This is a genomic window from Trinickia violacea (genome assembly GCF_005280735.1).
GTDB classification, from domain to species: domain Bacteria; phylum Pseudomonadota; class Gammaproteobacteria; order Burkholderiales; family Burkholderiaceae; genus Trinickia_A; species Trinickia_A violacea.
The window spans coordinates 3,600,637-3,616,347 of sequence record NZ_CP040078.1 but is presented as its reverse complement, the minus strand read 5'-3'; the positions used below and the strand labels follow the sequence as shown (position 1 = coordinate 3,616,347).

14 protein-coding genes and 1 pseudogene are annotated in these 15,711 nt (G+C 60.1%); 5 read left to right on the top strand and 10 right to left on the bottom strand.

Going from position 1 to position 15,711, the window contains the following annotated elements; all coding sequences use genetic code 11:
- Positions 1-16 precede the first annotated feature (16 nt).
- The 7 genes and pseudogenes from FAZ95_RS38310 to FAZ95_RS38280 form a co-directional block, all read right to left on the bottom strand.
- Positions 17-577, bottom strand: a complete 561-nt coding sequence (locus FAZ95_RS38310) for a DUF6680 family protein (RefSeq protein WP_137337474.1) — start codon at positions 575-577, stop codon at positions 17-19.
- Between the two features lie 23 nt (positions 578-600).
- Positions 601-966, bottom strand: a complete 366-nt coding sequence (locus FAZ95_RS38305; protein ID WP_137337473.1) for a hypothetical protein — start codon at positions 964-966, stop codon at positions 601-603.
- A 489-nt stretch (positions 967-1,455) separates the two neighbouring features.
- Complete coding sequence (locus FAZ95_RS38300; RefSeq protein WP_137337472.1) at positions 1,456-2,091, bottom strand: hypothetical protein; 636 nt, start codon at positions 2,089-2,091, stop codon at positions 1,456-1,458.
- A gap of 421 nt (positions 2,092-2,512) precedes the next feature.
- The gene (locus tag FAZ95_RS38295; RefSeq protein WP_137337471.1) at positions 2,513-3,130 is read right to left on the bottom strand and encodes a hypothetical protein; all 618 of its coding nucleotides are present in this window, start codon (positions 3,128-3,130) and stop codon (positions 2,513-2,515) included.
- Positions 3,131-3,645: 515 nt separating this feature from the next.
- A complete protein-coding gene (locus FAZ95_RS38290) occupies positions 3,646-4,263 on the bottom strand; it encodes a hypothetical protein (RefSeq protein WP_137337470.1) in 618 nt (205 codons plus the stop codon).
- A gap of 65 nt (positions 4,264-4,328) precedes the next feature.
- Positions 4,329-4,725, bottom strand: a pseudogene (locus tag FAZ95_RS38285) (type II toxin-antitoxin system VapC family toxin).
- The gene (locus FAZ95_RS38280) at positions 4,718-4,951 is read right to left on the bottom strand and encodes a FitA-like ribbon-helix-helix domain-containing protein (protein ID WP_137337816.1); all 234 of its coding nucleotides are present in this window, start codon (positions 4,949-4,951) and stop codon (positions 4,718-4,720) included. Before FAZ95_RS38280 ends, FAZ95_RS38285 begins: the two are co-directional and overlap by 8 nt.
- Before the next feature lie 488 nt (positions 4,952-5,439).
- On the opposite strand from FAZ95_RS38280, the gene FAZ95_RS38275 reads away from it, so the two are divergent.
- The 4 genes from FAZ95_RS38275 to FAZ95_RS40450 all read left to right on the top strand — a co-directional run bounded on the left by FAZ95_RS38275 (position 5,440) and on the right by FAZ95_RS40450 (position 11,395).
- Positions 5,440-6,528 (top strand): porin, encoded by a 1,089-nt coding sequence (locus tag FAZ95_RS38275; RefSeq protein WP_137337469.1) that lies wholly within the window; start codon positions 5,440-5,442, stop codon positions 6,526-6,528.
- Between the two features lie 468 nt (positions 6,529-6,996).
- On the top strand, positions 6,997-7,251 hold the full coding sequence (locus FAZ95_RS40455; RefSeq protein ID WP_254700222.1) for a hypothetical protein: 255 nt from the start codon (positions 6,997-6,999) through the stop codon (positions 7,249-7,251).
- On the top strand, positions 7,252-10,413 hold the full coding sequence (locus FAZ95_RS38270) for a bifunctional diguanylate cyclase/phosphodiesterase (protein ID WP_254700220.1): 3,162 nt from the start codon (positions 7,252-7,254) through the stop codon (positions 10,411-10,413).
- A 19-nt stretch (positions 10,414-10,432) separates the two neighbouring features.
- Positions 10,433-11,395: a UCP032817 domain-containing protein gene (locus FAZ95_RS40450; protein WP_254700217.1), complete on the top strand. Its 963-nt coding sequence runs from the start codon at positions 10,433-10,435 to the stop codon at positions 11,393-11,395.
- A 170-nt stretch (positions 11,396-11,565) separates the two neighbouring features.
- Here FAZ95_RS40450 and shiA read toward each other — a convergent pair whose 3' ends face one another.
- Positions 11,566-12,873 (bottom strand): shikimate transporter, encoded by a 1,308-nt coding sequence (gene shiA, locus FAZ95_RS38260; RefSeq protein WP_137337468.1) that lies wholly within the window; start codon positions 12,871-12,873, stop codon positions 11,566-11,568.
- Positions 12,874-13,144: 271 nt separating this feature from the next.
- Between shiA and FAZ95_RS38255 the strand changes: the two genes are divergently transcribed.
- The gene (locus FAZ95_RS38255) at positions 13,145-13,915 is read left to right on the top strand and encodes an IclR family transcriptional regulator domain-containing protein (protein WP_137337467.1); all 771 of its coding nucleotides are present in this window, start codon (positions 13,145-13,147) and stop codon (positions 13,913-13,915) included.
- A 75-nt stretch (positions 13,916-13,990) separates the two neighbouring features.
- Here FAZ95_RS38255 and FAZ95_RS38250 read toward each other — a convergent pair whose 3' ends face one another.
- Together FAZ95_RS38250 and FAZ95_RS38245 are read right to left on the bottom strand one after the other, a co-directional pair.
- Positions 13,991-14,623, bottom strand: a complete 633-nt coding sequence (locus FAZ95_RS38250) for an alanyl-tRNA editing protein (protein WP_137337466.1) — start codon at positions 14,621-14,623, stop codon at positions 13,991-13,993.
- A gap of 139 nt (positions 14,624-14,762) precedes the next feature.
- Positions 14,763-15,572, bottom strand: a complete 810-nt coding sequence (locus FAZ95_RS38245; RefSeq protein ID WP_137337465.1) for a helix-turn-helix transcriptional regulator — start codon at positions 15,570-15,572, stop codon at positions 14,763-14,765.
- Between the last annotated feature and the right edge of the window lie 139 nt (positions 15,573-15,711).

Sequence of the window (15,711 nt, the reverse complement as noted above, 5' to 3'; positions counted from 1 at the left end):
CGCATGGACGCTTTTCCTATTGGTCGCGCTGCTGCGCTGGAGCAGCCGGCGCACCGGGCGGATTGCGGATTTCTACCGGGAACGGATGCGCGCCCGAAAAGACCTCCGCAAAACCTCTTCGGATTACTTCCTGATCTGTTTGAACGGCCTGATGTCCTTGCGGCGCATAAAAATCATTTTTCAGATCAAGCTCCGTAAACTCATAGCCCAAACACTGCGATATCTTGAACAGCAGCGAAATAAAGAGCTCCACACGACGCTCCCCCCAGCGGTTCATGTCGGGCGGATTTCGAGCATTCAGATGGTCTAGCAAAACGTTCCAGGCGGCTATGACGTCCTTAAGGCTTTGCGAGCGGCCGAAGAAGTCGATTGGGATCGAATTCAGAGCTTCTACGTGAGCCGGCGCAAGCACATTGGCCCTAGTAGCCATGAGCGCGCGGAATATGGCTATCCGTCTCTGCTTTACGTCCCTGCCACGCTCCAGCCATTTTTGCGCTTGGACGGCTGCGATCGGACCCATGAAAGTGGCTACGATAATTGCTACGTCCGTAATCTTGACGGTGAAATCCCAGGCCAACGCGCGTCTCCTTTCCCGTTTTCCTAGTCGTGCTCGATGAGCCTTACCGCGGCGTCACGTGCTCTGACAACGTGATTAATCGTGTAGGAGGGGTCTCCGTCAAACCGGGCAATTTCCGTGTCGAGCACTCGCGCAGCTCTTCGGAACTGACTTGCTCGCTTTGCCGCAGAGAAAAATGTCAAAAGCGCAGTGCACAGCGCCGCGGCCCATGACAAGTTTTGGTATAGAGCGTCATTGCCATGCAGAAGTGGCGGCTTGCTCGCCACAAGACTGGACAGCACAATCGCGGCGACGCCAAAAGAGATATGAATGAACGAGTAGAACATGGCCTTTGTGCTCCATGTCGCTTCCTCGTCGCGAAACGTGTCAATGCCTTCTCGATTTGCCATTCTGCCCTCGCATGTTTTCTTGGTCGTTCAACGTGCAGTTCGATCCGCGGATTGCGACTCGCTCAGCCTCATTGATATCCTCATTTGGTCCAACGTTTCTCAGCAGTGTAAGTGTGATTCTGTCGCCCGTCGCAACTTCTTCGGCGAGAGCGAGGTGAACACGCCTGAAGCCGTCTGCCTTGCTTTTCCTTCGTAACTATCGCTGTTTTTTCGCTGCTCCGAATGCAAGGTAACCGCCCAAGATGCCTACGGCGAACATGATTTTGCTCGTCATGTTGGAAGACGGCAACAACCAGCCGAGTGCGCCCACTACGACCAAAGTCGAGATCACCCAAAACGGCGCCGTTGGCTTCCGCTTTAATAATTCAAATCAGCACACACACGGTACTTACAGATATCGCGGTCATTGCGGCCTGCTGGGAGAGTGTTGAGACCTTCGAGATCTGCCAACTCGAACGCCCTTACGAGTGGCGCAGCTTCGCGTGCTGCTCACATGTGCTTCATGTTATCCGCATAGGAGACGTACCACCCAATCGTTGTGAAAGTCTGTGCATAGGCATACGGCGTCGATGACATGGAGGCGATTCCCCTTGAAAGGCCGCCGGCGCAAAGTATGGTATCGACCGCGGTGACGCAGCTATATGAGCCTTCCTCACTCCATCCGCGGGCAACGAAAAACTTTCCGTAGCCAACTTTCTTCACGCCCAGCGTTTCCATCCGGCTGCGCATGCGTTCGTACGTCGCCGGATTGATTGCCACAGTGAAATACCATATCCCGAACGCGGTATCTCTTTTCAAGGTGTCGTTGTGAACGTTGACTTCCTCGTCCATGAACGAGCCGTCCATCAGAATGCCAAAGCTCTGGTATTGGCGGGTATTGGATTTCCACAAAACGATGCCACAATGACCCGGGTGTTCACCAAAGGAGCCCCCCCAATTCTTTGGCACGCTGATGATCACGGTGCATCGGTCGGCGACGATATTTGTTTCACGCGTTGCTTTGATCGCGCCCGGCATGTTGATCAGCTGGTCCAACTCATCATGTACGGCAAAATTAGTGAACGCGTTGCCGTATCTCGTTAACTGTACATTGGTTACTTTGGTCGACTTTTCTTTTCCATGCATGTGTTCACCTCGCTCCGTAAGAACCGCGGCTTTCAAGTAGATTTGGTGACTTCGTCGGACATCATCTATTCCTGTCTTCCAATTCGTAAGTGCGGTTGCGGTGGCGTCTAGTGCCGGTGTGCCGCCTTGCTCGTAGTGGACTCAAGCGTGCCGTACAGGTAAACGGCTACGTCGATAGCAGCATCGACGTGTTGATCATTCTCGCGTAGTAGAACTCGCGCATTTGCCGCATCTGTTTGTCCATCTGTTCGAAATCTACTGAGCCACATTCGGGATTCGAAAACGTACGTGAATATTCCGCCCGAATCTTTGTCTCGATTGCTTCGTGAAACTCGTGACTCCAGCTATCGGTCCAGTCCACAAACCATCGTACTAACCGTTTCTTGTACGCGAAAATCTGCTTGTCCCTTTTTCCTTGGGGTTACTCGTCTCCATCGGCTTTTAGCACTGACTTCAAGTCGGCTAGCAGTCGGTCAAGTTGCTTACCATACTTCTTAACCTCTTTCAGGTCGCCAAGACGAATCGCCTCCTGAAGATTCTGAATAGTCTCCTTCGTGCCCTCGGTTGCGGCGACTATGACCGATGCTGCTTTTGCGGAATCAGTTAGTCCAGCCTTCTTGGCGAGTTCTCTGACCGGGGGCCACTTTTCCAAAAGAGGAGTGATCACTTCGATTGCCGCTTGTATTTTTGCTAAGTGCCTGAAAGCCAACGCCTGGGATACTGATGCGACTTCGGCAACTTGATACGCCGTGTGTTGCAGGGCGTCTAGGAGAGGGAGATCTTCCTTCACCGATCTCGCTACCTCCTTCGCTTTCAGTCCAGTAAAGACAAAGTAGGCTAGACAGGAAAATGTCAGCAAGCAGCCGACCGAAAAAATGGGAAATCTTAGCGAGCCCTCGTAGGTTCCCGCAATTCCGGAAAAGACTATCAAGAAGAGACCAGAAAAGCCAAAGGCAAGGGCAAAACCGCCAGCACGGAACAGACGCTCCATTGGCCTCGATAGGGCCCCGCTAATTGGCACAATCCCTGGGTCTGTCATAGTGTGCTCCTATTTTTGTTTTCCAGTTCAGCAACGGTTCGCGCAAATACGCGACGGAGTATCGACAATGCTCCACCATTTTAGGTAGCCTGGCGGAAGCTCCCTTGCGAAATTAAGCTCACACTCTGCGGCCTTCAGCCCCGCCCGCTGGCAGTATGTTGTCGCCCATCGCTCAAGCTCCGAAGGGAATCTTAAAGGCTGCTTACCTGCCGCTATGAGGCGCTTGTTGTCTTCAATGAGCCTCACGGACTTTCGAAACGTCCTCAACGTACCTGCACCATTTTTGGTGACAACAATAGGCACAATGCTAAAGCCGGAAAGGCCAAACGACAGCTGAAGTAGCTGACCCGCAAAAGCAGCCGACCTGTAGTCGGAAAGACTTGCTATGAAGTGCCAAAGAGAGAGCACGAGCAAGATACAGCTTGGCGGAAAAACCGTCCAACCAAGGCGAAACCAACCGTTGTAGTGAAAAGGTATTGAAAAATCCTTCATAACTCGGCGATTGTTTTCCGTTGTTACTGAGGATTCTTTTCAAACTTCTCGGCACTGGTTGGATAGAAAATAATCTTTCCCGTTTCAACTCTCGGCTCTAGCAAGACCACTGCAGTATCCTTGAGTGACTGAACCTTCGTTGCTAGCACGTAGTTTCCGGATGGGTTTTGCGTGACGTCAATCGATGAAAGATCGACTGAGGCTGGGTGGCCGTTTAATTGAACGATACCCGTCGGTTGGCGCTTTTTTGCGTCGACGATGGCGCGCGCCAAAAGACCCTTTAGAACTACCGGATCCGCCGCAGCATCTTTCTGTGAGATTTTTGCCGCGAGCACTTGCATGTTCACGTTGCCCTCTGGCGTAGCCAGCGAGTAGACCCGAATTTCATCGCCGTGGCTGTCCAGATTCGGGCTAAGTGTCGATCCGATCCATGCCCACACGAATGCAGTCGACATAACGATGGCTCCCGCAGAGCGGGCCTTGACTTTGAGCTTGCCGAGTTCGACCGCTATGTCACCGGGCCCAGCCCCGACACCGTCCTTGTACAGGTGGAAGCCGTATCGGGCGACAGTGATGCCACCCGCTATCGCGAGGAGCATCCCAGCTCCTTTCAGCCCGACCGTGATAAGCACTGGGTCCATTTGAACTTTCCTTGCGGCCACAAAGAGGGCATGACTTTCACGATCGTTCGGCTGTTCCTGTTTTGCTATTGGAAGGGGTTCAAGACGCGAGCGCCTGATCCCGCAAAGTTGTCGACGTTGCGCGTAACGACCGTCAGGTCATGAATCAACGCGGTTGCCGCAATCAACTTGTCCAGCGCGTGCTCCAGGAGCGGTACTCTCAGACGCCCCCACACCTAACCAATCTCTTCATCCACCGGCAGGATGTTTTGTCCAAACTCCTGCAACACCGTGTTCAGCCACTTTTCGAGGCGCGTTGCCTGCGGTTCATCCCCTCGATGTCGAATCAGTTCGACGCCTCGCCGCGAGTCACCGACCGTCACAACGGACAGGTACAGGTCGATATCGTCACGCGTCGCTGCATGGAAGAAGCCCAACACGCCCTTGTTTGCGAATCTCGCTGATGACGTTGGTGTCAACCAACTACATGCCCCGCCTCGCCGTCTTCCACTCGCACGAAATCGGCGTCATCACCCACATTCGGCATCGACATCAGCATTTCCGCGAAGGTCTTGCGTTGCGGCCGGCGCAGGGCCTTCGCAAGAATCTCGCGATGCTCGGCTTCCGCGCTCCGGCCGTGCGCCGCCGCGCGCTCTTTCAGGCTCTGGACAAGCGCGTCATCCAAATTCCTCACCACAAGATTTGCCATGCTTACCTCTACATCAACAATTGCTATCAATGATGGCATCATCGGGAGGAAGTGCAAGCATTGCAATTACCTTGTAATCGACCTCGGGGCATTTCCTGAATGGCTGGGTGTGCCGCGTCGCGGACCGCGCAATGGCCCGCGACCGATCGCTGCGGCGCACCAACCATCAACCGCGAAATGCGGACACCCTAAATAACAGATAGAAAACGCGAAACGAACACGCACGATTGGGACCAACCCGGCCTGTCATCTCTAGCAGGTATTGCTGTGGCGCAATAAGTGCTGGAATGGCTGCCATAAAGAACGATTAACGCATTTCTATCGGACCGCCTCGATCTCATCGTCTCCTATAGTCGTAATCGAACATTCGCGCTCGCTGAAACCGATCGCGCACAATTTCGCGCAGAAGCACTCTCTCTGAAACCAGTTGCATTGCCGCAGCCATTCGTCGCTTAAACAAGACGGCGTACCGTCGACCAGGGGAAACTATGAATCGCCTCGTTTTGGGCGCGTTGTTTTTTGCGCTCGCGAATACGGTGCAGGCGCAAAGCAGCGTGCAGCTCTACGGCATAGTCGACGATGCGCTGACTTACGTGAGCAACGAAGGCGGCAGCCATGCATGGGCGCAATTCAGCGGCGTCGGCCAATCGGATCGCTGGGGTTTGCGCGGTGTGGAAGATCTCGGCAGCGGCTATCGCGCGATATTCCGGCTCGAAAACGGTTTTACGCTCAATAACGGTCAATTGGCCCAAGGCGGATTGGAGTGGGGCCGGCAAGCCTTCGTCGGCTTGGAGAGCGACCGTTTCGGCAGCCTCACGCTGGGCCGCCAATACGATTTCATGACGCCCTACCTGACCGAGTTCTCGGCGGGGACGCTCACGCCTTCGGTCTTTGCGTTTCACCTGGGCGATCTCGACCGTCTGGGCGGCGAGCGGATCAATAACGCGGTCAAGTACCAGACGCCGGAGTTTTATGGCTTGCGGGTCGGCGCGCTGTATTCGTTCGGCGGACAGGCCGGAAACTTCTCGGCCGATAGCGCGAACGCGTTCGGCCTGCAGTACGCGCTCGGTCAATTGCATCTCGCGGCGGCCTACGTGGCGATGCACAACTACGTGCAGACGTTCGGCATTGGCACGTCGGTGCTCGGCGAATCGCTGCAAGGCACGGGGCAGCTCGGCTTACTGGCGAAGCCGGCGACATTCGACAAAGTCACCGTGGCGGGATTCGGCGCCGGTTATCAGCTCGGGCCGGTTAACGTTCATGGATTATTCACGTTAGTCGATTTACAGCAGCACGGCGAATCCGACGTGCTGCGCACGGTGGAAGGCGGCGCGAAATATTTCGTGACTTATGCGTGGTCGCTGGCGGCCAGTTATGCATATTCCAAGCTTGGGGAAAACCATTGGAATCAGGTGGCGATCGGTACCGATTACTCATTTTCGAAGCGCACCGACGTCTATTTGAATGCCGTGTATTTACACGCAAACAACGGTACGCACGCTCAGTTATTCCTGCTGCCGGCATCGAGCACAAACACCCAGACGGTCGTTTCGCTCGGGATTCGTCATTTGTTCTAGCTGTTTTTGCGGGACCAGAGGCCACTGCCTTTGGAATTAGCCGTTACACGAAAAAAGGGTAATAACGGACTTTTTCGACCGATTGAAAAGAACGCTCGTGTTATTTGCAATGCAGAGATCTCAGGGCATACGCCAATTCATCGACTTGCGGGGTTTTAGTTAGGGAATTCGCCTGATTGAATCTGGTCGATCGTCGGTACCATACTAAAGAAAACAAACCGATTAACGGATTCCCTCCCTGAAACCTGGGGCCGCGAGAGACCGCGCTGCACATTTTCGGTTCATTTCGGCGAAATGGTTTTACTTTAAACCACCGAAGCTACCGGCTAAACCACGCAATTCGTCTTGCTGTAAACGAAATAAGTTCGGCATTTGCGATTTAGTGCGTTTATTACGCGCTGAATCGGGGCATGTTTTGACGGCGCGCACCAGCACGAGCGCGAGAATGGGACCCGCCTCGGGGGAGGTATGCGCAAAACACTCGGACTCATGCGCCGGCTGATACGAAACCGGTGCTCCACCGGTCTTGCACTCGGTGTGCTCATGCTGGGCATGGGCGCAACGGTGACGATGTATCTCGTCAGCTCCGAATTGGTCTATCGCGAGTCGAGGCTGCGCTTCGACAACGATACGAGCGATGCCGAGCAGAAGATCGCCATGCGCGTGCGGCTCTATTCCGATGTGCTCGTGACGATGCAGGCGCTGTTCGGTGCAAAGGACTAAGTGGCGCGCATCGAGTTTCGCGATTTTGTCGACGGCCTCGATTTGCCGGGCCGCTATCCGGGTTTTCAGACCTTGAACTACGCGCCTTATGTGCGTAGCGAGGACATTGCCGCGTTCGTCGCGCACCAGAAGAGCGACCCGGTTTTGCAGAAGGCCGGAATCGATTTCTCCGTTCGTCCGCCGGGTGCGCGCGCCGGGTATTACGTGTTGAGCTATGTGGAGCCGCTGGCGAAGAATCTGCCGTCGCTCGGCATCGACATGGGTTCGGACGCTCGCCGGCTCGCGGCGCTCGAGCGCTCGCGCGACAACAATGAGGCGATCAGTAGCGGGCGGCTGATCTTCGTCGACGGCGGCGGGCAAGCAGTGGGGCTTGCGGTGCGCATGCCGGTGTATCGGCGCGGCTTGCCGCTCGCGACCGTCGAAGAGCGGCGCCGCGCGTATATCGGCTCGGTCGGCGCGGGCATTCGCGTGAGCGATCTGCTTGCCGGCCTGCTCAGCGCGGAGACGCAACGCCTGATTCAATTCCGCATCTACGATGCGGGCTCGTTCGGCGTGCCGGCGGTGCCGCCCTCGCCCTCGACGTTGCTGTACGACAGCGTCGCGGGCGTCTCGACGGCAACGAGCGCGCATCGGGCAGCCGCGGGCGCGAGCGGCATCGCGCCGCTCTCGCCGGCCCGTGCGAAATCGGCCGATGCGGTCTCGGCGATCGATCGCGACAACCCGCGTCTCGAGCGCAGCGTCGTGCAGTCGTTCGGCGGACGCCGCTGGCTGATCGTGTTCGACGCGGACCCGATGGCCTTGAGCGGTCCGCAGCGCTTCTTGCCCGGGCTCGCGTTTCTCGTGGGCACGATCATCGCGATGCTGCTCTCGGGGCTTGCCTATGCGCTTTCGACTTCGCGCGTGCGCGCCGTGAAGCTCGCGAATCAGATCACGCACACGCTGCGCGAAAGCGAAATGGCGCGTGCCGAAGCGCAGCGCATCGCGCATCTGGGCGACTGGCGCGTCGACCTCGACCGCCGCGTGATCCATCTTTCGAACGAGATGGCGCGCCTCATCGGCTGGCGCAGCGGCAAGCCGACGCTGACGGCACTGATGCGCGCGATCGAACCGGCGGACCGGCTCGCGCTGATCGAGCGTGTGAGGCACACGCTGCACACCCGCGCCGCATTCGAGTTCGAGTGCCGCTATCGCTCGAAGCGCGGCCGGCGCGGATGGCTGCGCATGATCGGCTACGCGTACGGCTCGAACGATCAGCGCATGCTGCGCGGCACCGCGCTGGAAATCACGAAGCAGAAATCGGCGGAACGCGTGCGCGAACTCGAGCACGCGATCACGCTGCAGCTCGCGACGGCGACGAACGAAGTCGAAGTCTTCCAGCAGATGATCGCTTCGCTCGCGCAGGGCATGGGCTGGGAAGCCGGCGCGTTCTGGCCGTCGCGCGCGGGCCTCAAGCAGTCGCTGCGGCCGACGTATGTCGCGCCATGCCGCGAGCTCGAGCCGTGGCTGGCGGCGCGCTCGCCGATCGCGCCGGATAGCGACGACCTCCCTGCCGCGCCGTCGTGGTACGCGGGACAGCAGGTGGCGCAGCTCGCGCACGCGCGCTGGCTCGCCGATGCGGGCATCCTCACCGTGTTCGCGTTTCCGCTTCGCACGGGTTCGGTGGTGCTCGGCGTGGCGGAATTCTATTCGCGCGAGCGGGGTCACGCGGAGCCGCATGCGCTCGCGATGGCGCGCTCGATTGCCAGCCAGTTGAGCCACTTCCTGCAGCGCAGGCAGGCTGAAGACAATCTCCACTTCATCGCCAATCACGATGCGCTGACCGGCTTGCCCAACCGCCTGATGTTCAAGGAGCGCCTCGACGACGCGCTCTCGCACGCACGCGAGGACGGCACGACGCTGCACGTGCTGTTCATCGATCTCGACCGCTTCAAGGACATCAACGATTCGCTCGGGCACAACGTCGGCGATGCGCTGCTGCGCGCGGTCGCCGACCGTCTGCTCGACGAGGTCAAGGATGCCGAGATGATCGCGCGCCTGGGGGGCGACGAATTCACCGTGCTCGTGAAGCAGCACAGCGATCACGCGAGCATCATCCGCACCGTCGATGCCATCCAGGCCGCACTCGCGAGGCCCGTGTTCGTCAGCGATCTGCAGCTGCAAGTGAGCGCGAGTATCGGCATCAGCTCGTTCCCCGACGACGGCGACGACGCGCAAACGCTCCTCAAGCACGCCGATATCGCGATGTACGGCGCCAAGCAGCGCGGCAAGAACACGTATCAGCTCTATCAGCGGCAGATGAGCATGTCGCTGCAGCGGCGCGTCGAGATGGAGGCACATCTGCGGCAGGCCATCGAGAACCGCGAGTTCACGCTGCGCTATCAGCCGCGCGTGTGCCTCGCGACGAACCGCTGCACGGGCGTCGAAGCGCTGCTCCGCTGGCAGAGCCCCGCGCTGGGTCTCGTGATGCCGTCCGATTTCATCCCGCTCGCCGAAGAGACCGGTGTGATCGTGCCGCTCGGCGCGTGGGTGCTGCGCGAAGCGTGCCGGCAAACCGCCGAATGGCGCGCGGCCGGCTTCGGGCAGATCCGTGTGGCGGTCAATCTGTCCGCCGCGCAATTCGCGACGCCGGATCTTCTGGACCACATTCTCGAAGCGCTCGACGAAGCGCACTTGGCCGGCGATTCGCTCGAGCTGGAGCTGACCGAGAGCATGGTCATGCGCCAGCCGGAACAGGCGTCGCGCTGGTTGTCGAGCTTGAAGCAAACCGGCGTGCGCTTGTCGATCGACGACTTCGGCACCGGGTATTCATCGCTCGCGTATTTGACGCGTTTCCCGATCGACGTCGTGAAGATCGATCGCTCCTTCATTCGCGATATCCCCGACAGCCGCGGCGACGCGCAGATCACGAGCGCCGTGATCGCGCTCGGGCACAGCCTCGGGCTCAGAGTGATCGCGGAGGGGGCGGAAACCCAGGCGCAGGTCGATTTCCTGCGCAACGAAGGCTGCGACGAGGTACAGGGGTACTTCTTCAGCCGACCCATTCCCGCCGACGAGGTTGGCAGTTTCGTCAATCGACGGCTGGATGCCGGTCTCGCCGAGAGGCGCAAACCGGCTGCGTTGCGCGTCCAGGATGAAAACCTGGAACGCGCGTATCACACCTGAGTGGAAGGAGTAAAAAATCATGGAACAACGGGGACAAGGCGTTGCAGCGCTGTGGCAGGCCATCGACGAGCTGGACTTCGACCGCATGAAGCAGAAGATGCTGCACGGCCAGCGAAGCACGTGGACGGCCGAGGCGCTCGCGCACGCGGAGGAGGGGTATCGGCGCTTCTTGAAGCTCGCGGCGAAATATCCGCAGATGCCGGTCGTGCCGAGCGAGGCAGTCGACGATTTCTGGCACGCGCACATTCTCGATACGCAGCGCTATGCGGCCGATTGCGAGCGCATTTTCGGCGGCGTGCTGCATCACAATCCGTATGTCGGCATCGACGGGCCGGAAGACGAGGCGCGGCTCTTGAGCATGGCCGAGGAGACGAACAAGCTGATGGCGTCGGAGTTTCGTGCGGACGAGGCGGAGGCGGGGGCGTATTGCGCGAAGCCGGTGGTGGAAGCGGCGGCGTATTGCGCGGTTTCCGCTTCGGGGAAGGCGGCTTATTGTGCGGTGTCTGCGTCGGGCGAGGCGGCTTATTGTGCCGTGTCGGCTTCGAGCGATGCCGCTTACTGCGCGGTGTCGACGTCGAGCAAAGCGGCGTATTGCGCCGTGTCGGCGGCGGGCAAGCCCGCGTATTGTGCAGTGTCCGCGTCGAGCGACGCGGCCTATTGTGCCGTGTCGGCTTCAAGCAAACCGGCATATTGCGCGGTATCGGCGTCGAGCAAAGCGGCGTATTGCGCCGTGTCGGCGGCAGGCAAGCCCGCGTACTGTGCCGTGTCCGCATCGAGCGAGGCGGCGTATTGTGCCGTGTCGGCTTCAAGCAAGCCAGCGTACTGCGCGGTATCCGCTTCGAGCGAGGCGGCCTATTGCGCCGTGTCCGCATCGGGCAAGCCTGCGTATTGCGCCGTAGCCGACGCTCCCGCGTACTGCGCCGTCCAGATCGTTGCGACCACAACGATCGAGCCCGCAGCGCTGCGGGCGCTGAACGCCTGATCCGGCTTGCTGCGGAAAAGACCCTCAACCCACGTTAGCGGCGGCGACGCCGCAACGGCCGGCCAACGAGACTCAACGCGAGCGCGACGCGAACCCAGCGCACACCGCTCGCTTCGACGATGAGGCCGGTTCTCCCGCACACACAGGCACGCCTGCGCGCTGCCGTCGACTCAGCTCTTCTTCATCCTCGCCGCAACCAGCACCGACAGCAGGCAGCCGATCGCGAGATACGCGGCAACCGGATGCCACGACCCGTCCGCGAGGCTCACGAGCCCCACCGCGATGAACGGCGTGAACCCGCCGCCGACCACGCTCGCCACCTGATAGCCGACGCCCGCGCCGCTATAGCGGTACTCGGTGCCGAACAGTTCGGTGAACATCGGCTGCTGCACGCTGACCACCATGTCGTGCGCGACGTTCGCGAGCATCACGGCGAAGATCACGATCCAGAGCGTGGCGCGCGCTTCGAGCGCGACAAAGAACGGCACGGCGCTCAGCAAGCCGATCACCGCGCCGGTGAGGTACACGCGGCGGCGGCCGTAGCGGTCCGCGAGCGCCGCAAAGGCCGGAATCGTCACGATGCTGATCGCGCCGACGAGCAGCCCGATGTTCAGGAAGAACTGCTGCGACATGTGCAGGTTGGTCGTCGAATAGCTGAGCGCAAACGCGGTGACGATGTACATCGTGAAGAGCTCGGCCAAACGCAGCGCGATGATCAGCAGGAACGCCTTCGGATGCTGGCGCAGCGCTTCGAGAATCGGCAGCTTGCTGCGGTGCTTCTTTTCGACGACCTCGTGCATGAACTCCTGCGATTCCTCCATGCTCGCGCGCACCCACAAGCCGATCAGCACCAGCACGACGCTGAACACGAACGGAATGCGCCACGCCCAGGCCTTGACCGCGTCGGAGCCGAGCGTTGCGCCGAGGATCGACATGATGCCCGTCGCGAGGACCAGGCCGACGCCATAGCCCACCTGCACGCCGCTGCTGTAGAACGCGCGCTTTTTCTCAGGCGCGCTTTCGACCGCCATCAACGCCGCGCCGCCCCATTCGCCGCCGACGGCGAAGCCCTGGACCGCGCGCAGCACGACGAGCAGCACGGGCGCCCACCAGCCGATCGACGCGAAGGTCGGCAACAGGCCGATCAGCGCCGTGGAGAGGCCCATCATCATCACGGTGAGCACGAGCATGCGCTTGCGTCCGAGCCGGTCGCCGAAGTGGCCGAATACGAAGCCGCCGAGCGGCCGGAACAGAAAGCCGACGCCGAAGGTGCCGAACGCGGCGAGCGTGCCCATCGCCGGGCTGATTTTCGGAAAGAACTGCGTGTTGAAGACGAGCGCGGCGACGATGCCGTAGAGCAGGAAGTCGTACCAGTCGACTACCGCACCGACGAAGCTGCCGACCGCCGCCTTGCGGGCCCGGCTTTTCTCGCGATTGGCCACTGCGGGAATATGAGGGGTGCGGATAGCGGATGTCATGGCGATGTCTCAAATGTTGGAAAAATTCACGCGCAGCGGACGGGCGTTCGGGAGCGGGCTGGCTCGGCGTGACCGGAACGGTTAGTTTGCTGCGCGGTGACTAGAGAATAGGGAGGTGCGCTAGGTGAGGCAATGCTCACTGACTGAGAGTTGTGCGATTATCGACGCAAAGTGTGCGATTATCGCGCGCTTCGCGGGTTAGTCCTGAGACGGCGCACGGCCCGCTTGATACGCAACAGCAACGGCAATAGCAGGAGAAAGGCATCCACCTATGACCCGGCCACCATTGGATAAACGCGACTGGATCGCCGGCCTCGAAAAAGGCCTGGCGATCCTCGAAGCGTTCGACGCCGAGCACGCGCGCATGACGCCGAGCGAGGCCGCCGCGCGCACCGGCATGACGCGTACCGCGGCGCGGCGCTATTTGCTGACGCTCGAACACCTCGGCTACGTGCAAAGCGACGGCAAGCTCTTCGGCCTCACGCCGCGCGTGCTGCGGGTCGGCTGGTCGTATTTCGATTCGGCGCGTTTGCCGAGGATGCTGCAACCGTATTTGCAGCAATTGAGCGCGACGATCGGCGAATCGGTCTACGTCAGCGTGCTCGACGAATGGGAGCTGGTGTTCATCGCGCGCAACAGCACGTCACGCGTGATGACGACGGGGTTCGTGCTCGGCGCGCGCGTGCCGGTGCCGCTGACGTCGCCGGGTGTGGTGCTGCTGGCGGGCCTGCCGGATCAGGACGCGGTGCGCGAATGGCTGAACAGCACCGAGCTGGCGCCGTTCACGCCGCACACGCTGACCAACAAGGCACGCTTGCTCGAAATCATCGCGCAGGCGCGCGCCGATGGCTACGCGGTCATCGAGCAGCAATTGCAGATCGGCGTGCGCGGCATTGCGGTGCCATTGAAGGACCGGCGCGGCGAAGTGGTCGCCGCGCTCAGCACGAATATGCCGCTTGGCGGCGAGACGGTCGAGGCGGCGCTCAAGCGTGTATTGGGGCCGTTGCGGGAGACGGCGCTGGCGGTGATGAACGTGTTATAGCGGCTAGCGCGACGCGTCCACGCCGACACTTAAGTCACATCTGGTGGGGCCAGATATTCAGTAAAGGAGCCGCGCTCAGCTTTCGACATCGTAGTGAACCCACAGCTGGCCTTTCTTCTCCTTGACCTTCAGAATCCTGACCCTTCCGACGATCCCTAAAGACGCCACGTGCGTGCCGCCGCAGGGATAGGCGGGCAGATGTCCAAAGCCGACCTTGCGTGTTTCGCCTTCTTGCGACACGTGGCGAGCCGCATCGGACGCGATCTGAGCGTTGGCCTGCTGTTCGATTGCGTCGGCGGTGAATGCTGGCGCGCCGTCTTCGGCTTCAAAAATGACGCGTGCTTCTCCCGGCCAGTGATGGCCCTTCACGGCCCGCCATCCGAACGGCTCGCCGCAATAGCTGATCAAGTGACCGGCGGAATGCAGCCGGGCGTGCAAGGCGCGAGGCTCGGCGGATACCTTGATATCGACGTCGCCTGCCGCGACGCTCCGGTCGCAGTGGTGAATCACGTCGTCTCCCGCCTGACTCACGCGAATGACTTTGGCGTCGGCGATCGTCCCCAGATCGGACGGTTGGCCGCCGCCTTGAGGATGAAACAGCGTCGCCGACAAAACGATTTGATAGGTCCCGTCTTCGGCCGGCGAGCAACTGACCACCGAGGCGTGCATTTCCAGCTTGTCGCTGTGCAGATAATGCCGTTCCGTCATGTTCGAACATCCTTCCTTGCTGCGAGGAAACCGTTTCCTCGACGATGGACGCATCGTAGGGGGATCGTGGCGGGCGCGATTGTAAAAAATTGACTGGACGAACGAAGCGCAGGCGCAGCGCGCTTCGAGCTTGACGAACCTAGTAGTTGGAAGGCGGCACGCCGAACGCCTGCCGGAAAGCACGATTGAAGTGGCTTTGATCGTAGAACCCCACGCCCTGCGCGACCTCGGCGATGGTGTGCGCGCTTCGCGCCAAGAGCGCGCATGCCTGTTCGAGACGCAGCCGCACGAGCCACGCATGCGGTGTCATGCCCACGGTTTGCTTGAACTGTCTCAGGAAGTGAAAGCGCCCCAAGCCGCACACCGACGCCAATTCGTCCAGCGTGATTTTTTCGCCGAGGTGCGCAAAGCAGTAGTCTTTTACCCGCTGCCATTGCATCGGCGAAAGCGCGCCTTTGACATCTTGCCGAACCACGGCGCGCGACTGTCTGAACAAGCACTCCATCAGCGTCAGCCATTGCGACTGCACGTCCAGCGTGATCGCGCCGTCGTTGCGCCGCATGGCATCGTGCAAGCGCAGCAGATGCCCGGCCAGCACCGGATCTTCGAGCACGATTCCGGCCAATTCCGGCTCACGGGGTGAGCCGCCGATCTCCTCGGCCATGTTGTCGAGAAGGTCGGGGGAGAGCCGGAACGTCTGGAGCGTGAAGGCGCCGCCGCCTTCGCGAGTTCCGTCGTGGATTTCGCCGGGCGGCATCAGCGAGACGCAGCCAGGACCGAGCAAAACGGTCTTTCCCCCGAACCTCTGGCGCTGGACGCCTTCGGTCACCAAGCCGATGTGATAGTCGAGATGGAAGTGGAGGTCGAAGCTGAATTCGGAAAATCGCGCTGCACCAAGCACGAGGCCGGGGACTTCGGCGATGTGTTGGTATTGAACGTGATCGGCCATTTGGGGGAAGCGATTGACGTGCCTTAAGGTTTGCTTCAGGCGGCTAGAGGCGGTGCGGCTTAGTATAGCGCCGCGCGCGAGCGCGCATTTTGCCCGTCAGGGATGCGCGATACGACAATATCGCCGCGCAAAAGCGTCC